The sequence below is a fragment of the Rhizobium sp. M10 genome (genome assembly GCF_002531955.1).
GTDB classification, from domain to species: domain Bacteria; phylum Pseudomonadota; class Alphaproteobacteria; order Rhizobiales; family Rhizobiaceae; genus Rhizobium; species Rhizobium etli_C.
Genome location: NZ_NWTA01000007.1, coordinates 1 through 16432, shown reverse-complemented (window position 1 = coordinate 16432; position 16432 = coordinate 1). Strand labels below are relative to the sequence as shown.

General features: G+C 62.1%; 19 protein-coding genes. 14 read left to right on the top strand and 5 right to left on the bottom strand.

The features are described from left to right. The first annotated feature begins 49 nt into the window (after positions 1-49). Positions 50-916, top strand: coding sequence for a LysR family transcriptional regulator (locus tag CO671_RS13305; protein ID WP_097606341.1), 867 nt, complete (start codon positions 50-52; stop codon positions 914-916). A gap of 40 nt (positions 917-956) precedes the next feature. Here the strand turns inward: CO671_RS13305 and CO671_RS13300 are convergent, their stop codons facing one another. Further along, positions 957-1403, bottom strand: a complete 447-nt coding sequence (locus tag CO671_RS13300; RefSeq protein WP_097606506.1) for a host attachment family protein — start codon at positions 1401-1403, stop codon at positions 957-959. A 436-nt stretch (positions 1404-1839) separates the two neighbouring features. Between CO671_RS13300 and CO671_RS13295 the strand changes: the two genes are divergently transcribed. Together CO671_RS13295 and CO671_RS13290 are read left to right on the top strand one after the other, a co-directional pair. Further along, positions 1840-2271 (top strand): pilus assembly protein PilZ, encoded by a 432-nt coding sequence (locus CO671_RS13295; RefSeq protein ID WP_097580237.1) that lies wholly within the window; start codon positions 1840-1842, stop codon positions 2269-2271. Between the two features lie 72 nt (positions 2272-2343). Beyond that, entirely contained in the window at positions 2344-3456 is a 1113-nt protein-coding gene (locus tag CO671_RS13290; protein WP_097606340.1) for a pyridoxal phosphate-dependent aminotransferase, read from the top strand. Positions 3457-3642: 186 nt separating this feature from the next. Here the strand turns inward: CO671_RS13290 and CO671_RS13285 are convergent, their stop codons facing one another. Next, positions 3643-3909, bottom strand: a complete 267-nt coding sequence (locus CO671_RS13285) for a sel1 repeat family protein (protein ID WP_097606339.1) — start codon at positions 3907-3909, stop codon at positions 3643-3645. Positions 3910-4353: 444 nt separating this feature from the next. Between CO671_RS13285 and CO671_RS13280 the strand changes: the two genes are divergently transcribed. From CO671_RS13280 to CO671_RS13270, 3 genes are all read left to right on the top strand, one after another. After that, positions 4354-4692 carry a DUF2147 domain-containing protein gene (locus CO671_RS13280; RefSeq protein WP_097606338.1) on the top strand — a complete coding sequence of 113 codons (339 nt, stop codon included), beginning with the start codon at positions 4354-4356 and terminating at the stop codon, positions 4690-4692. Positions 4693-4908: 216 nt separating this feature from the next. Next, positions 4909-5088, top strand: coding sequence for a hypothetical protein (locus CO671_RS13275; protein WP_097606337.1), 180 nt, complete (start codon positions 4909-4911; stop codon positions 5086-5088). 84 nt (positions 5089-5172) lie between these two features. Beyond that, positions 5173-6675 (top strand): AMP nucleosidase, encoded by a 1503-nt coding sequence (locus CO671_RS13270; RefSeq protein ID WP_097606336.1) that lies wholly within the window; start codon positions 5173-5175, stop codon positions 6673-6675. A gap of 124 nt (positions 6676-6799) precedes the next feature. Here the strand turns inward: CO671_RS13270 and CO671_RS13265 are convergent, their stop codons facing one another. Both CO671_RS13265 and CO671_RS33725 read right to left on the bottom strand, forming a co-directional pair. Continuing rightward, positions 6800-7015, bottom strand: a complete 216-nt coding sequence (locus CO671_RS13265) for a hypothetical protein (RefSeq protein WP_097606335.1) — start codon at positions 7013-7015, stop codon at positions 6800-6802. After that, the gene (locus tag CO671_RS33725) at positions 7002-7142 is read right to left on the bottom strand and encodes a hypothetical protein (protein WP_170964980.1); all 141 of its coding nucleotides are present in this window, start codon (positions 7140-7142) and stop codon (positions 7002-7004) included. Before CO671_RS33725 ends, CO671_RS13265 begins: the two co-directional genes overlap by 14 nt. 27 nt (positions 7143-7169) lie before the next feature. Here CO671_RS33725 and CO671_RS13260 point away from each other — a divergent pair, with 27 nt between their 5' ends. The 4 genes from CO671_RS13260 to CO671_RS13245 are packed head-to-tail and all read left to right on the top strand — an operon-like array spanning position 7170 to position 9513. Continuing rightward, the gene (locus CO671_RS13260; RefSeq protein ID WP_097606334.1) at positions 7170-7529 is read left to right on the top strand and encodes a YciI family protein; all 360 of its coding nucleotides are present in this window, start codon (positions 7170-7172) and stop codon (positions 7527-7529) included. Positions 7530-7539: 10 nt separating this feature from the next. After that, entirely contained in the window at positions 7540-7899 is a 360-nt protein-coding gene (locus CO671_RS13255) for a YciI family protein (protein ID WP_097606333.1), read from the top strand. Positions 7900-7902: 3 nt separating this feature from the next. Continuing rightward, a complete protein-coding gene (locus tag CO671_RS13250) occupies positions 7903-8262 on the top strand; it encodes a YciI family protein (RefSeq protein ID WP_097606332.1) in 360 nt (119 codons plus the stop codon). Positions 8263-8271: 9 nt separating this feature from the next. Then, positions 8272-9513, top strand: a complete 1242-nt coding sequence (locus CO671_RS13245; RefSeq protein ID WP_097606331.1) for an RNA polymerase sigma factor — start codon at positions 8272-8274, stop codon at positions 9511-9513. On the opposite strand, the gene CO671_RS13240 is transcribed toward CO671_RS13245, so the two are convergent. Beyond that, a complete protein-coding gene (locus CO671_RS13240) occupies positions 9481-10443 on the bottom strand; it encodes a lysylphosphatidylglycerol synthase domain-containing protein (protein WP_097606330.1) in 963 nt (320 codons plus the stop codon). The two genes, CO671_RS13245 and CO671_RS13240, sit on opposite strands and share 33 nt — an antisense overlap. 175 nt (positions 10444-10618) lie before the next feature. On the opposite strand from CO671_RS13240, the gene CO671_RS13235 reads away from it, so the two are divergent. From CO671_RS13235 to CO671_RS13220, 4 genes are all read left to right on the top strand, one after another. Continuing rightward, positions 10619-12112: a glycosyltransferase family 39 protein gene (locus tag CO671_RS13235; protein ID WP_097606329.1), complete on the top strand. Its 1494-nt coding sequence runs from the start codon at positions 10619-10621 to the stop codon at positions 12110-12112. Positions 12113-12250: 138 nt separating this feature from the next. Then, on the top strand, positions 12251-13267 hold the full coding sequence (locus tag CO671_RS13230) for a glycosyltransferase family 2 protein (RefSeq protein ID WP_097606328.1): 1017 nt from the start codon (positions 12251-12253) through the stop codon (positions 13265-13267). Positions 13268-13279: 12 nt separating this feature from the next. After that, on the top strand, positions 13280-14779 hold the full coding sequence (locus tag CO671_RS13225; RefSeq protein WP_097606327.1) for a glycosyltransferase family 39 protein: 1500 nt from the start codon (positions 13280-13282) through the stop codon (positions 14777-14779). Position 14780: 1 nt separating this feature from the next. Beyond that, a complete protein-coding gene (locus CO671_RS13220; protein WP_097606326.1) occupies positions 14781-16271 on the top strand; it encodes a glycosyltransferase family 39 protein in 1491 nt (496 codons plus the stop codon). Positions 16272-16432 lie beyond the last annotated feature (161 nt).

The following is a 16432-nucleotide window of genomic DNA, read 5'->3' as shown; positions in this document are numbered from 1 at the left end:
CTTCACGCGCTGGCTATGTAGAGGCGCCGGGGAAAGGGGGTTTTCATCCATGAAAGATGCGAGCTGGGACGATCTGCAACTCTTCTTCCATGTCGCGACCGGCGGCGGGCTTTCGGCCGCTGCAGCACGCACCGGCCTCAGCGCGCCGACGATCGGACGGCGCATGCTGGCGCTCGAACGGGTGACCGGCCGGTCGCTGTTCAGCCGTGGCCCGACCGGTTACCTTCTGGCCAAGGACGGTCAGGAGCTGCTCGATCGCGTCCGGCGGATGCAGGATGCGGCGCAGGCGATCTCCGACTGGCGCGGCGAGGTGCTGATGCTGCCGATCGTCTCGACGGCCGCCGACAGCTGGACCCTGCGCTTCATCGCCGGCCATCTGGCCGGCGTCTGGACGCCAAAGGACAGTTTCCGCATGTGCTACAAGACCTGTGATGCGAGCGTCGACTTCACCTATCGCGAGGCGCATATCGCCATTCGCCACAGCCGGCCGGACAGCGGCAACGTCGCGATCCGCCGTTCGGTCAAAGTGGCCCATGCCGCTTACCAGGCGGCCGACTTTGCGCAGACCAATTGCAACTGGATTTCGCTTGGCACCGACATCGCGATCACGCCGGCGGACAAATGGACGTTCGAACAGCCGGATTATTGGATCACCAGCTGGACGAACACGCCGCATATGCTCTTTTACCTGATCCGTGGCGGGGCCGGCCGCGGCGTGCTGCCCTGTTTCATCGGCGATCAGGAGCGCAAGCTCGTGCGCGCCGGGCCTGTCATCGACGATCTGACCTACGAGATGTGGATCGTCGCGCATGACGATGAGCGGCAACGGCCGGAGGTCAGGATCGTCATCGACCGCCTGGCAGCGCTGTTTGCCGGTCATGAAGATCTGTTTGCCGGGCTCCGATCGTCAGGGTGAGACGCGGGCCAGCCAGCCCACGCTCTCTTGATGCCTTTGATCAGGCGGCGAGATGTCGCTCGATCTCGTCGATCGGCAGATTGGTATAGTCTTTCGCCAATTCCGTCGAAATCGCTGCCTGCGTCTCGGCACTGAGCGCCGGCCGCAAGGTGCCGAGCGCCTTCGGCGGCGCGATGAGGACGATGCGGTGCGCATCCTTTGCCTGGGTCAGCTCGTCCATTCGTTCCGCCACATGTCTCAGAAATTGAGCTTCGGCCTGCTCCTGCCAGCTGGTCTCTTCGACAGCGCTGCGGCTGAACCCATCGGCGGCGTGGCTGCGGCCGGGCTTGTCGGTGCCGATCTCGCGATCGGGCTCGCTCGGCTGCGTCAGGGTTTCCAGCACCTTGAGGTTCACCAGTTGGGCATCGCCGGCATTCTGCATGATCAGGGCCTTGGCTCCATTGCAGACTACGACCCATGATTTCCCGGGAATTCTGACGTCGGTCATCTTCAACTCCTCGCTGTCGTCATCGAAGCGCGCCATGCTTCATCGATCAAGACAGAACGTCCGGCCGTTGAAAGAGTTCGAGAAATTGCGCCGGAAATCGATGGGAGCGGCGATCCGGTTTCCAAGGCTCGCTGTTTTCCTGCCCTTCGCCGCCGCGGCGACTTGTGTGGGCGGTGTTGCCGGAATTGGCGGCGCCGACCGCTGCCGACGCATATCTCACCCTCAGAAATCCCGGCCGAAATGGGTGTTGGACTGACGACCCGCGTCCCGATTGTGAACATCGGGCGTCCCGCTTGGGAACAAAATTTAAACTCGTTAAAATTGTCATTTTATATTTGACGAATGCGCAAAACATTCATGTGACCTTGGCCGGAGCAAGATCAGCTTGCACCAGAGCAAGAACCCCAACTGTGCCCTGCCTGACGGAGAATGTAAGATGACTATGCTCCGCGCCACACACCTTGCCACGGTCAAATCCGCCATTTACGACCTGCGCTGGGAAGAGTTCCACGTCAAGCGCCCCGCCCGTATCGTCGCCGTCCGGCCGTGCCTCACCGGCGTGTCGATGCGAAGCGCCGAGATCATCGATATCTCGCAAGGCGGCGCCACCTTCATCGTGTCGACCACCGCCGGTCTGCCGAAGCATTATTATCTCAACATTCTCGGCCTCGCCTATCGGATCGGCTGTGCCGAGGTCTACCGTCACAAGGAACGCATCGGCGTGCGGTTTATCAACCTGATGGATCCCGAGGTCCTGCGCCGCGTGGTGCGCACCGATTTCCTTGTCGGCAACATGGAAGCGATCGATGCACGGCGTGCGCCGATCTTCCGCCCGCAAGCGTCGCCCATCGGTCAGCTGTCGAAATAATCTGGCTTGCCTTGGCTGTACCCCGGCCTATTGTTGCGCCAACCGTCAACATGTCCGGGAACTTGCCTTCGCATGTCCGCCTTTTCGCGCTTCACACCCCTCATCAGCGCCCTGCCCTCCACAGTTCCCTTCGTCGGCCCCGAGGCCATCGAGCGCCAGCGCGGACGTGCCGTCTTGGCACGCATCGGCGCCAACGAGAACGGCTTCGGCCCGGCCCCTTCCGTGCTTGCGGCGATAAGCGAGGAAGCCGGCAATATCTGGAAATACAATGATCCGGAAAATTTCGCGCTGAGGGAAGCGCTCAGCGCCCATCTCGGTATCTCCCCCGCCAATCTCGCCATCGGCGGCGGCATCGACGAGTTGCTCGGCCAGATCGTCCGGCTGGTGATCGAAGCCGGCGCGCCGGTCGTCACCTCGCTCGGCGCCTATCCGACCTTCAATTTCCATGTCGCCGGTTTCGGCGGCCGGCTGGTGACCGTGCCCTATGTCGACGACCGCGAAGATCTCAATGGACTGCTCGAGGCCGTCAGGCGCGAGAATGCGCCGCTCGTCTATTTCGCCAATCCCGACAATCCGATGGGAAGCTGGTGGGACGCCGACAGCATCGTCGCTTTCGCCCGGGCACTGCCCGAGACGACGCTGATGGTGCTCGACGAGGCCTATAGCGAGACGGCACCGGCAAATTCGCTGCCGTCGATCGCTTCGCTGATCGATCTGCCGAACATCGTGCGCACCCGCACCTTCTCCAAGGCCTACGGACTTGCCGGCTCCCGCACCGGCTACGTCATCTCGACGCCGGGCACGGCGCAGGCCTTCGACAAGATCCGCAATCATTTCGGCATGAACCGGCTGGCGACGGCCGCCGCGCTCGCCGCCCTCAAGGACCAGGCCTATCTCACCGAAGTGGTCGGCAGGATCCATGCGGCGCGGGAGCGGATCGGCCGCATCGCCCGGGCAAACGGCCTTGAGCCGCTGCCCTCGGCGACGAATTTCGTGGCGATCGACGCCGGCCGCGACGGCGCTTATGCGCGGGCGATCGTCGACGGGCTGATGGAGCATGGCGTCTTCATCCGCATGCCCGGTGTGGCACCGCTCAATCGCTGCATCCGCGTCAGCGTCGGACCGGAGCCCGACATGGCGCTGTTCGAGGAAACCCTGCCGCAGGTGCTGAAGGCGATCGGCTGATCAAGCGTGATGCCGAAAAGCGTGAGCGGTTTTCGGATGACATCACGCTGACAATTTAACGAAGAACCGCGGCCGGTGGAGGATATCCGGCCGCGGTGCTCTTCTCCCGGCATCGGCGTTTCAAATCGCCCCGCCGCCCCTCTTTCGAGGTTGTTATTTCTGTCGAACCACCAGCAGGAGACGGCTTCAGTGAACCGTCATCCATTCGCGGGCGGCGCGCAACGCTTCCACGAGCTGCATCTTGTTCATGGCGGCGGCCACGTCGGCGCGAAGCTCGGCGGCGCGGTCGTTGCCCTTGATCGCGGCAATGTTCAGCCATTTGTGGGCAGCGACGAGATCGACGGCGCAGCCGCGGCCGGTCGCATACATCAGACCCATTTCGCAGAAGACATCGGCGCTGTTGTCGCCACCCATGGTGGCCGTTTCAGCATTGTGCATTTCAAAGCGTGCCATCGGTTTTATCCCTGTTAGCCTGTTTATGACTTACCCTGTTTTACCTCCGGACCTTGCCGTCTATCGCGGCTTGCAGCCCTTCAGTTTCGGCGGGTTTGCCCCGCTCGTTTGATGGCTTCACTATGCCGAACGGCTTTCAAAAAACGCCTAAAATGCATGATTAATTTGAGACAAACAAAGTGCAAACACTTGGTAAAATTGGATTTTTGTTAAACATCGGATGCCTTGGAGCTTAGGGGTTTTCGTTCGAATTTTACGAAAGATTCAGATTCGAAAATAAACCGATCGTTCATCATGAAATCAGCAGACGACAGGTTTAAACGCCTCGACCTCTCGCTTTTTCCTGCTTTCGCCGAACTCGGGCGATAGCGATCACCTGTATTTACCTTTACGTTCGCGTCAGTTATTTTCGCGGCCGGTCAAAAGGACATCAGGGAGGAAAAGATGATCCGCAGCTTCATTCTCGCCGGCGCCATCGCCATGATCGCGGGCACCGCGCATGCCGAAGAGCCGATCGTCGGCAATTGGAAAACCGCCTCGGGCGAAACGGCGGTGATCGCGGCCTGCGGCGGCAGTTACTGCGTGACGCTGAAAACCGGCAAATACACCGGCCGGAAGATCGGCACGCTTGCCGGCACTGGCGGCAGCTACGCCGGCGAGATCACCGATCCGGCCGCCGACAAGACCTATAGCGGCTCGGGCAAGGTTTCCGGCAATTCGCTGCGGATGCAGGGCTGCGTCCTGAAAATCCTCTGCAAGTCGCAGACCTGGACGCGGCTCTGAAGGCGATAAGGCCGACGCAGCAAACATCCAAAACGCCCAAGCATGCCGGCCGAAATGCCGGCATTTTTCGAAAGCTTCTCCGCCCGCCGATCTTGATGACAATCGCCCGACCCTGCCCCGCAAGCTGAACGGTGGATGAACCGGCATCTCAGCACTCGTTCAGCCGCCGCATGACAAAACTCTTGTCATGATTAGGTTGCCGTATCGGGGCATGAGATGAACCTCTACATTCTGGCAAGACGTTTCAGCATCATCACGCTGTTCGCAGCGATCTTCGCGGTCACATTTTCGGCGGTCGTCGTGCATGAGGGCGGCGGCGGCACGCAGTCGCATTTCGGCGCGAGCTATACCTGCCTGGAGAGAAACGGGAGCTTCTGCGCGCCGACGGTGCGGTGAGCAGTACAGACGCGGAAGAAGATAAAAATCGATTCCGCCGGCGCACGTCGTTTGCTTGTCAAAAACAACTCTCTATAATGCGTCATGAACAAACGAATCTCCCCTTTGTCGCCGCTCGACATTTCCTCTCCATCCCCTTTCCAGCCGCAGAGTTTCGATGATCCCGCCAAGGCCGTCGAGACGCTGACCGAACTCTACGAGCGCAATACGGCGTTCCTGATCCAGAGCTTCAGCGAGCTGGCCCAAGGCGCTCCGATCGCCTCGCGCTACCGCGCCTTCTATCCGCAGGTGAGCATCGAGACGACCAGCTTCGGCCATGTCGATTCGCGCCTCTCCTACGGCCACGTCACGGCGCCCGGCATCTACACGACGACGGTCACCCGGCCGAAGCTCTTCAAGCATTACCTGAGGGAGCAGCTGTCGCTGCTGATGAAGAGCCACAATGTTCCGGTGATCGTCTCGGAATCGACGACGCCGATTCCGCTGCACTTCGCCTTTGGCGAGGGCGCGCATGTGGAAGCATCGACCTCCGCCTTCGTCGACGTCCCGATGCGCGATATCTTCGACACGCCCGACCTCAACACCACCGACGACGAGATCGCCAACGGCGAATATATCCCGCCGCCGGGCGAGCCCTCGCCGCTCGCGCCGTTCACCGCCCAGCGTATCGATTATTCGCTCGCCCGGCTGTCGCATTATACGGCGACGCATGCCGAGCATTTCCAGAATTTCGTGCTGTTCACCAACTACCAGTTCTATATCGACGAGTTCTGCAGCTGGGCGCGCAAGCTGATGGCCGAGGGCGGCGACGGTTATACCGCCTTCGTCGAGCCCGGCAATATCGTCACCCTGCCCGGCTCGAGCGTGCCGGAAACGGATGCGACCCTTGCCCGCCTGCCGCAGATGCCGGCCTACCATCTGAAGAAGAAGGGCCATGCCGGGATCACCATGATCAATATCGGCGTCGGTCCCTCCAACGCCAAGACGATCACCGACCATGTCGCCGTGCTGCGCCCGCATGCCTGGCTGATGCTCGGCCACTGCGCCGGCCTGCGCAACAGCCAGCGGCTCGGCGATTATGTGCTTGCCCATGCCTATATGCGCGAGGACCATGTGCTCGACGACGACCTGCCTGTCTGGGTGCCGATCCCGGCGCTCGCCGAAGTGCAGGTGGCGCTGGAGGCCGCCGTCGCCGAAATCACCGGCTACGAAGGTTTCGAGCTGAAGCGCATCATGCGCACCGGCACCGTCGGCACGATCGACAACCGCAACTGGGAACTGCGCGACCAGCGCGGGCCGGTGCAGCGGCTGTCGCAGGCGCGCGCCATCGCGCTCGACATGGAATCGGCAACGATCGCCGCCAACGGGTTCCGCTTCCGCGTGCCTTACGGCACGCTGCTCTGCGTCTCCGACAAGCCGCTGCACGGCGAATTGAAGCTGCCGGGCATGGCGACGGCCTTCTACCGCACGCAGGTCAACCAACATCTGCAGATCGGCATCCGCGCCGTGCAGAAACTGGCCGCCATGCCGAAGGAAGCCTTGCATTCGCGCAAGCTGCGCAGCTTCTTCGAAACAGCCTTCCAATAGAGTATTTCCGTTTTCTTCAGACCACGGAAATCTCTGTGTTTTCACGCATTCCCGGCAAAAGCGCTTCGCGCTTTGCCTGGCAAAACCGGCGCGCATTTTACCGGAATTGCTGTAGGCCGTTTCCTCATCTGCCTGCGACGACAGGCGCTGGCTGCTGCGCAACCACCTGCGGTCGGCCGGCAGCAAGGTTCAGCCCTGCTATCAGCAGGGTGAAGCCGACGACGATGAAAGCGGTGCGCAGCAGAATCTTCAGCCCATCGCCTTCGTCATACACCTGGGGACGCTTGTCATGGCGGCGGGCCCAGATTTGGCTTGCGAGCGCGATTTCAAGAATACTCATTGCCGTTCTCCTCGACAGGTTTCGATGAAGCCTTGTCGAGTGCTGCCTTGCGATTTCGACAGCCGGCAGCGACAAAGATTTTTTCCGCCGCTGTCGAAATGTGTGAAGCTCGATCGTCCAGAGTCATTGAAACATCCCAAGGAGGCTGTCTGCGATGAAATATCTCTGTCAGGTCTGGTTCGACGGCGCGGTGCTCGCCGCGATGACGAAAGAGGAGAAGGCCGAGCTCGGCGCGAATTCCTTGAACTACGACAAGGACCTTGCCGAAAGCGGCCACATGATCGTCGCCCAGGCGCTGCAGCCGCCGACATCGGCGGTGACCGTGCGGGTGCGCAGCGGTGAGACCTTGGTGACGGACGGCCCTTTCGCCGAGACGAAGGAGGCGATCGGCGGATTCATCCTGATCGAGGCCAAGGACCTCAACGAAGCGATCCGCATCGCCGCCGGCATCCCGCTTGCAAAGCTCGGTGCGATCGAGGTGCGGCCCATTCATTCCTTCGGAAAAGACACGTGAGGAGACGGCAATGAAATATCTGTGCCAGGTCTGGTTCGAAACCGCGAAGATCAACGCCATTTCCGCCGAGGAAGGCGAAAAGCTGACGAAGGATTCGATCCTCAACGATGACCGGCTGCGCGACAGCGGCCACCTGCTCGTCGCATTGGCGCTGCGCGAGCCGTCGACGGCCGTGACGGTCAGGGTTCGCAGCAACGAAGTGACGGCGACGGACGGCCCTTTCGCCGAGATCAAGGAACATCTCGGCGGCTTCGTGCTGATCGAGGCCAAGGATATGGCGGAAGCAACGGCGATCGCCGCGACCTTTCCCGTGGCGCGCTATGGCGCGATCGAGGTGCGGCCGGCCTATTCGATCAAGGAGGAGTGCTGAGCGATGCGCTACATCTGCCTGATCTATAACAGCGCCGACACCGACGGCAGACTGACAGCTGATGAAACCGACGACCTCATCAAAGCGCATTTCGCCTTCGACGAGGAACTGCAACGCGACGGCTTCATGATCCATTCCGATGCGCTCGAAATGCCTGACCAGGCGAGCGTGCTGCGGGTTCGAAACAATGAGCTCTCCGTCACCGACGGCCCCTATGTCGAAACGAAGGAGCATCTGGCCGGTTTCTACGTCATTGAGGCGCCTGACATGGCGAAGGCGAAGGAGATCGCCGGGCGAATTCCATCGGCCCGCTACGGCGCGGTCGAACTGAGACCGGTGCGAACGCTCACCCTTCCGAACTGAGGTGCCCCCTTGGAAAGCGTCATCGAGGAGATCTACCGAAGCCAGTCTCGCCGGGTGCTGGCGACGCTGATCCGATTGCTCGGCGATTTCGACCGTGCGGAGGAAGCGCTGCACGATGCCTTTGCAGCGGCCGCACGAACATGGCCGGTCGACGGCGTTCCCGACAACCCCTCCGGCTGGCTTGTGTCGACCGGCCGCTTCAAGGCGATTGACGCGATCCGCCGGCGAGCGCGTTTCGATGCCGCGCAGCAGCACATCGAGGACAGCCTCTACAGCGTCGACGAAACGGAGATGGGCGAGATGGAAGCGATCGAGGACGACATGCTGCGGCTGATCTTCACCTGCTGCCACCCTGCTATCCCGGCGGACGCGCAGACGGCGATGGCGCTTCGGGAAATCTGCGGACTGACCACCGAAGAGATCGCCCATGCCTTCCTCATTCCGGCGCCGACGGTCGCCCAGCGGATCGTGCGCGCCAAAGGCAGGATCCGGACCGCGAACATCCCTTATGAAGTGCCGGGCCGCGAGGCGCTGCCCGAGCGGCTCGACCGGGTGCTGCATGTCATCTATCTCGTCTTCAACGAAGGCTATTCCGCCTCGTCGGGAGACGCGGTCGTTCGCGCCGACCTGACCGGAGAGGCCATCCGGCTGGCGCGGCTGCTGCTGGCGCTGCTGCCGCATCCTGATGTTTGCGGACTTCTGGCGCTGATGCTGCTGCAGGATTCCCGCCGCAGCGCCCGCAGCAGCGAGGAGGAAGCGCTGGTGCTGCTTGCCGATCAGAACCGCTCGCTCTGGGACCGCGCCAAGATCTCGGAAGGCCTGGCGCTCCTGGCCAAGGCAATGCGGACAGAAGAGATCAGCACCTATACGGTACAGGCGGCGATCGCCGCCGAACACGCGAAGGTGGCGAGCGCCGAGGAAACCGACTGGCCGCGGATTGCCTTCTATTACGATCTGCTTCTGGCAGCCCAGCCCTCGCCGGTCGTCGAGCTCAACCGCGCCGTGGCGATTTCGATGGCCGAAGGGCCGGCAAAAGGGCTGGATCTGATCGATGCCATTCTGGGACGCCGGGAGCTGCAGGCCTATCACCTTGCCCATTCGGCCCGTGCCGATTTCCTGCGCCGGCTCGGCCGGAGAGAAGAGGCGATCGCAGCCTATCAGACGGCCTTGTCGCTCTGCCGGCAGGAGCCGGAGCAGGCGTTTCTGCGAAAGCGGATTTCAGCGCTTGCCGCGGCGCCCGAGCGGCAGTGAGATCGCCGTGCCCGTCAGCGCCGAGACGATGATCAGCAGATGGGCGTTGACGCTCGCCTGCGCCAGCACGGCGAGCGCCGCCCGTTCGCTCGACGCTCCGAGCGCAATGGCGCCGGCGGTGATGCCGGCCGGATAGGTGCCGACTCCGCCCGGCGCGTGCACCGGCAGGACGGAGGAGAGTTCGCCGCCAAGCGCGCCGCCGAAGCTGGCCGCCATAGGAAACACGCCCATCAGGCCGAGCGCCCATGCGAGCACGATCACCTTCACCAGCCAGTTGACGATGGTCATCGCCCAGGCGCGCGCAAAGGCCGCGGCATCGAGCGGCAAGCCGTTTTCGATCTCAACGACCAATCTCTGGACCTTTGCAGGCAGAAGCCCGGCGGTGACGCGCAACAGCGGCTTGCGTGCGGCGAAGGCTGCGACCGGCAGCAGCAGGAAGGCCGCCCAAAGCGACCATGCGACGAGCGCATCGGGTGCGGCGAGCGCAAAGCCGATGCCGGCAGCCGCCAGCAGAGCGTGCAGGTCGAGCAGCCGCATGACGAGGAGTGCCGAGGTTCCGCGCGTCAGCGGAATGCCGAATTCGGTGCGCATCAACAGGGGAAAGCTGGTTTCGCCGGTCCGGAAGGGCAGCATGATGTTCAGGAGATTGTGGATCTGCGTGACCCGGAAGAGGGTCGCGAACCGTCCCGCGGTCTCCGTCGGAAAATAGTCGTAGATGCGCCAGGTGCGCAGGAAATAGGTGCCCGTCAGAGCCACGAGGGCGCCGATGACAGGACCTGCCCCGACATCGGCCCATTGGCTGATGATGACGGGCCAGCCCCAGAACCACTGCACGAAGAGCGCATAGGCTGCGACAATTGCGACCGTCAGCGCCGTCATGCGATTGCGCATAAACCAGGACTGCTGGCTTTCAACGATCGAACTCTTCATGTAGTAGGCATTCCTCGCTTGGCGTCGGCATGGGCCTCGGTTCCGTCCCGGCGTTTTAGGAGAAATGAAGGTTGCGCACAACGGCGGAGTTGATGACGGTGACGGCGGGAGCGTCTCAAGCCGGCGATCCGCGCGGCAGAGATGGCGAGGCCTTGCCGGCTTGACTTGGAGATCGATGTTGGAGCGCATTACCAAAAGCATCAAGAGCGCCAGCATTTTTCTGGCAGTCTATTTCCTGCTGAACATCCTGCTCCGCATCTCATTGCCGCATACACTCGATCTCGACGAGGCGGAGCAAGCATTCTACTCGCAATATCTTCTGGCCGGCTACGGCCCGCAGCCGCCCTTTTATAACTGGATCCAGTACGCCATCGTCTCTGTGACCGGCATTACGATGTGGGCGCTCTCGGTTCCCAAGAACATCATCCTCTTCGGCAGCTATCTTTTCTACGGTCTGGCTGCCCGCGAGGTGCTGAAGAGCCGTTTGCTCCCGCCCATCGCCATGCTGAGCCTGATTACCCTGCCACAGGTCGGTCTGATGGCGCAGCGCGAGCTCACCCATACCGTTGCCCTGCTGTTTGCGACCTCGCTCTTCCTCTTCGGCTTTTTCCGGACGCTGCGCCAGCCGACGATCGGCAGTTATCTCGTCATCGGCATTGCCACCGGCATCGGCCTCATCTCGAAGTATAATTTCGCCATCCTGCCTTTTGCCGCCTTCGTCGCCGTGCTGCCGGACTGGAAGTGGCGCAACCGCCTGTTCGACTGGCGCCTGCTGGCGGCGGCCGTCATCGCCATTCTGATCGTTCTGCCGCATGCGCTCTGGCTGCCCGATAACCTCGTCAGCGCTTCGGCCCCGACGCTGGAGCGGATGACTGCCGAGCATGAGGCCGCGGCCGGCCTCCCCCGCATCGGACAGGGGCTGTTGTCCCTCGTCATCGCCGTGCTCGGCTTCGCCGCGTTGCCGATCGTTCTCATCGCGGCTGCCTTCCGGCGGGATTTCTTCCGGGCGCTCTCTTCGTCCAGTCCGATGATCCGGGTGATCGAGCGGATGATGGTTGTCAGCCTGCTCGCCTTCGCCGGCATCGTCGTCTTCGCCGGCGCCAGCGACATCCACGAGCGCTGGCTCGACCCGTGCCTGCTCGTCCTGCTGATCTATCTGTTCCTGAAACTGGAGACAGCAGGTTTCGATCTTTCCGCCGGCCTTGCACGCTTCCGGCCGGTGGTGCCGGTTTTCATGATCGTCATCCTGTCGATCCTGCTGCTGCGGATCGTCGCCATTCAATATATCGGCACCTATACGAGAACGAACGTGCCCTTCGCGAACTACGTGACCGAACTGACAGCGACCCGCAAACCGGTTCTCATCGTCGCGGGAACCAAGTTCGTGGCGGGCAATATGAAGCTCGAATTTCCCGACGTTCCCGTCGTGATCCCGTTCTTCCCCGGCCCCGGGGTTCCCGAATATGCGGCTGCGAAGGGGCCGGTGCTGGTTGTCTGGCGCGGCGAAACCGCAAATGATCCAACCATCTCTCCCGGCTTCGCCAACGATCTCGTCAGATCGGGTATTCATCTGAAAGAGATAAATACCCTGACGCTGCCCTATCTTTTCGGTGACGGCAAACATACCTTCTCCATTGGCTACTCCTGGGTGGAGGGAGGCGCGCAATAGCGCTGCGGCATGTCGGCCGATTGCGGGGAAACCGGCATTGGCCGCTGGCAACGGACGGGCAGTTCATGTAGTAGGCTTCCGCAAACGCGGTGGCGGCAGTAAGGACTGCCAGGCCGCCCGGCCTTTTGGAGATGAAAGTTGCAGACAACGGTAGAGCCCATTCGCGGCACGAATGATCCGGTACAATCGCTCGAGCTGTCGCTGGTCGTGCCCGTTTTCAACGAAGAGGAAAGCGTCGGCCCGCTGGTCGAGCGTATCCTTGCCGCGATGTCCCAATATCCTCATCGCTGGGAACTGATCCTCGTCGACGACGGCAGCACGGATGCGACGCTCGTCAACGCCCGCAAATACGTCGGGCGCGAGGGGCTGGCGCTGAGAATCGTCGAGCTGCAGCGCAATTTCGGCCAGACCGCCGCCATGCAGGCCGGCATCGATACCGCCCGGGGCCGCCTGATCGCGACGATGGACGGCGACCTGCAGAATGATCCGAAGGACATTCCTGCGATGGTCGCCGAATTGGAACGGCGCGAACTCGACCTCCTGGTCGGCTGGCGCAAGAACCGCAAGGACGGTCTGTTCCTGCGCAAGATACCCTCCTGGTGCGCCAACTACCTGATCGGCCGCATCACCGGCGTCAAGCTGCACGATTACGGCTGCAGCCTGAAGATCTACCGTGCCTCGATCATCAAGCAGGTGAAGCTGATGGGCGAAATGCACCGCTTCATCCCGGCCTGGGTGGCCGGTGTCGTCCCGAGCTCGCGCATCGGCGAAATGGCCGTCACCCACCATGCCCGTGAACACGGCGTTTCGAAATACGGGATTTCGCGCACCTTCCGCGTCATCCTCGACCTGCTCTCGGTGATGTTCTTCATGCGCTACAAGGCGCGGCCGGGGCATTTCTTCGGCTCGCTGGGTCTCGGTCTCGGCGCCGTCGCCATGCTGATCCTGCTGTATCTCGGCTTCGACAAGTTCATCATGGGCAATGATATCGGCACGCGACCGATGCTGATGGTCGGCGTCGTGCTGCTGCTGTCTTCGGTGCAGATGATCACGACCGGCATTCTGGCGGAAATGATCGCGCGCACCTATTACCGTGACGACGCCTCTCCGAACTATATCGTGCGGCAGATCTTCGACGATCAAAGCCAAGCCTAAGCCGGCAGCACGATGCTGGAACGCGCGACGAGGACGATCGGAATCGCGGCTCTGCTGCTTGCAGCCTATTTCGTGCTGAACGTCGGGCTGCGACTGGCGCTTCCGCATTCGCTGGAGCTCGACGAGGCCGAGCAGTCCTTCTTCTCGCAATATCTGCTGGCGGGCTACGGCCCGCAGCCGCCCTTCTACAACTGGATGCAATATGCCGTCGTTTCGGTGACGGGCATGTCGATCGGCGCGTTGATCGTGCCGAAGAATATCCTGCTCTTCCTGTGTTACCTCTTTTATGGCCTTGCCGGGCGCGAGGCACTGAAGGACCAGGCGCTCGCCGCCGTCGGCATGCTGGCGCTGATCACCCTGCCCCAGGTCTCCTACATGGCCCAGCAGGATCTGACCCACACGACGGCGCTGCTCTTTGCCAGCTCCCTGTTCCTCTACGGCTTCTTCCGCACGCTCGACCGGCCAGGCGTCGGCAGCTACCTGCTGCTCGGCCTTGCAACGGGCATCGGGCTGATCTCGAAGTACAATTTTGCGCTGATGCCGGCGGTCGCGCTGATTGCCATCCTGCCTGACGCCGAATGGCGGCGCAGGGCGCTCGACTGGCGCATGCTGATCGCGGTCGCCGTCGCGCTCGTCATCGTCCTGCCGCATGCGATCTGGCTGCAGGGCAATCTCGCATTCGCCTCCTCCGACACTCTGGTCAAGATGGCCGCCGGCAACGAACCCGCCGGCATCGTACGGATCGGCAAAGGTATTCTCGCCTTTGTCGTCGCCATCCTCGCCTTTGCGGCACTCCCGGTCGCAATTTTCGCCGCTGCCTTCCGTCGGGATTTTGTCCTGATGCTTTCATCCGGAAACCGTTGGACCGCGATGATGGAGCGGATGATGCTTGCGAGCCTCGCCGGAATCCTTCTGATCGTGCTGTTCACCGGTTCCACCACGGTGCGTGAGCGCTGGCTCGATCCGTTCCTGCTGGTGCTGCCGATCTACTTTCTGGCAAAGATGAAGGCGGCCGGGCTCGATCTTTCCGCCGGGCTGCGCCGCTTCCGGCCGGTCGTTCCGGTGCTGATGGCCTGTGTGCTGGTCGCGCTCGGCTTCCGCGTGGTCGGCGCCGGGCTGATCGGCACCTATAGTCGACCGAATGTGCCGATGGCCGATCTCGCCCGCGAAATGACCCGGCAGACCGAACCCGCACTGGTGATTGCCTCGGATCCCTATGTCGCCGGCAACATGCGTCTGCAGCTTCCCCATGTGCCCGTCGTCATTCCCGATTTTCCCGTTGCCGGCATTCCGGCCTACACGACAGCAGGCGGACCGGTGCTGATCGTCTGGCGCGGCAAGAAGACGGCGACGGCGGCGGATGCCGTCATGCCGGAGCGGTTTTCATCGGCGCTGACGGCGGCGGGCATCACGCCGCAGGAGATCGGCGCCTTGTCGCTTCCCTATTATTTCGGCCGCCAGGGCGATAATTTCGCACTCGGCTATGCCTGGGTTCGGCCGGGGGCCAGATAGAATGATCAAGACCGGTCTTCGCGACATGCGCTGGATTTTCGTGCTGCTGGCCTTCTATTTCACGCTTCAGGTCGGTGTGCGGCTCGCAACCTCGCATTCACTCGATCTCGACGAGGCCGAACAGGTTTTCCGCTCGCAATGGCTCGCCGCCGGTTACGGCCCGCAGCCGCCGTTCTACAACTGGCTGCAATATGCCGTCTTCCAGTTTGCCGGTGTTTCGCTTGTCGCGCTTTCGGTGGTGAAGAATCTCCTGCTGTTCAGCGCCTTCCTGCTGTACGGCCTGACCGCGCGTCTCATTTTGCGCGACAAGGCGCTGGTGGCGATCGCGACGCTCGGATTGCTGACCATCCCGCAGATGGTCTTCGAGATGCAGCGAGACCTGACGCACACGGTCGCGGTCTTCTTCTCGGCCAGCATCTTCTTCTACGGCTTCATCCGCAGTCTGAAACAGCCGAGCCTTGCCTCCTATCTAACCGCTGGCATCGGCATCGGTTTCGGCCTGCTCGCCAAATATAATTTCGCCATCCTGCCGGCCGCAGCCTTGATCGGCGCGCTGGCGGATGCGCGCTGGCGGGGGCGGATCTTCGATCGACGGCTGGCGGTGACCGCTATCGTTGCCCTCGTCATCACCCTGCCGCATCTCTTCTGGCTGAAGGACAATCTCGACTTCGCCACCGCCCGCACCCTGGAAAAGATGACCGCCAGCGACAATGCCAGCTATCCGATGCAGGTCGCCATGGGCGTCGGCTCGCTCGCTCTTGCCATCGTCAGCTTTGCCGGATTGACGGTAGCGGTGTTTGCGATCGTCTTCGGCAAGAGCCTTCGTCCGGCGCTCACCGCCGGCTCGCAATGGACGCGGCTCATCGAGCGGATGATGCTCGTCTTCCTCGCCGGCATTTTATTTCTGATCGTCTTCGGCGGCGCGGCCGGCATCAAGGATCGCTGGCTGGTGCCGATGCTCTTCATCCTGCCGCTCTATTTCTGCCTGAAGATCGACGCCGCCGGCGTCGTGACCGACAAAGCGTTCCGGCGTTTCATGGCCGTCGTCGCCGTCATCATGATCGGCGTGCCGGCCGCCCTTTACGGCAGCGTCGCGGCCGCACGCTTCACCGGCCATTACGAACGGCTGAACCGGCCCTATGCGACGATGCTGGAAAGCTTGCGCAAACAGGCCGAACCGGCAGCGATCCTTGCCGGCGACAGCCTGCTCGCCGGCAATCTCAGGCAGGATATTCCGGATGTGCCGGTCCTTTCCGTGGATTATCCCGGCTTCCGCCCGGATCTTAGCGGCCGGCGACCGCTGCTTCTCGTGTGGCTGATCCCGCCGAAGGGGGGAAGCGAAGGGCTTCCGCCGGCCATGACTGAATGGCTCCAGGCCAATCTCGGCGTGTCCGCGCCTGCGGCAGCGGTGATCGACGTGCCCTATTTCTATCAGCGCGGCGACGACCGCTACCGATTCGGGTATGCTTGGCTCGACCGGTCGGCTGAGTGAAATCAGGAATACGGCGGTCGCTTGAACCCAATGGCCGGAATAAGTGTAGCCTTGATTAAAGTGGTAGAAAATCGTCGCCTTAAGATATCGCCGCCCCCTTGCATGTTCAATTTGCGCTGATTGTTGGATGATCGGTGCGCACTCCGGCGGATGGCCATCCG

Coding starts and splice junctions, on each gene's coding strand:
- CO671_RS13305 (WP_097606341.1), top strand. CDS start 50: ATGAAAGATGCGAGCTGGGACGATCTGCAACTCTTCTTCCATGTCGCG.
- CO671_RS13300 (WP_097606506.1), bottom strand. CDS start 1,403: ATGACCGACGTCAGAATTCCCGGGAAATCATGGGTCGTAGTCTGCAAT.
- CO671_RS13295 (WP_097580237.1), top strand. CDS start 1,840: ATGACTATGCTCCGCGCCACACACCTTGCCACGGTCAAATCCGCCATT.
- CO671_RS13290 (WP_097606340.1), top strand. CDS start 2,344: ATGTCCGCCTTTTCGCGCTTCACACCCCTCATCAGCGCCCTGCCCTCC.
- CO671_RS13285 (WP_097606339.1), bottom strand. CDS start 3,909: ATGGCACGCTTTGAAATGCACAATGCTGAAACGGCCACCATGGGTGGC.
- CO671_RS13280 (WP_097606338.1), top strand. CDS start 4,354: ATGATCCGCAGCTTCATTCTCGCCGGCGCCATCGCCATGATCGCGGGC.
- CO671_RS13275 (WP_097606337.1), top strand. CDS start 4,909: ATGAACCTCTACATTCTGGCAAGACGTTTCAGCATCATCACGCTGTTC.
- CO671_RS13270 (WP_097606336.1), top strand. CDS start 5,173: ATGAACAAACGAATCTCCCCTTTGTCGCCGCTCGACATTTCCTCTCCA.
- CO671_RS13265 (WP_097606335.1), bottom strand. CDS start 7,015: ATGAGTATTCTTGAAATCGCGCTCGCAAGCCAAATCTGGGCCCGCCGC.
- CO671_RS33725 (WP_170964980.1), bottom strand. CDS start 7,142: ATGACTCTGGACGATCGAGCTTCACACATTTCGACAGCGGCGGAAAAA.
- CO671_RS13260 (WP_097606334.1), top strand. CDS start 7,170: ATGAAATATCTCTGTCAGGTCTGGTTCGACGGCGCGGTGCTCGCCGCG.
- CO671_RS13255 (WP_097606333.1), top strand. CDS start 7,540: ATGAAATATCTGTGCCAGGTCTGGTTCGAAACCGCGAAGATCAACGCC.
- CO671_RS13250 (WP_097606332.1), top strand. CDS start 7,903: ATGCGCTACATCTGCCTGATCTATAACAGCGCCGACACCGACGGCAGA.
- CO671_RS13240 (WP_097606330.1), bottom strand. CDS start 10,443: ATGAAGAGTTCGATCGTTGAAAGCCAGCAGTCCTGGTTTATGCGCAAT.
- CO671_RS13235 (WP_097606329.1), top strand. CDS start 10,619: ATGTTGGAGCGCATTACCAAAAGCATCAAGAGCGCCAGCATTTTTCTG.
- CO671_RS13225 (WP_097606327.1), top strand. CDS start 13,280: ATGCTGGAACGCGCGACGAGGACGATCGGAATCGCGGCTCTGCTGCTT.
- CO671_RS13220 (WP_097606326.1), top strand. CDS start 14,781: ATGATCAAGACCGGTCTTCGCGACATGCGCTGGATTTTCGTGCTGCTG.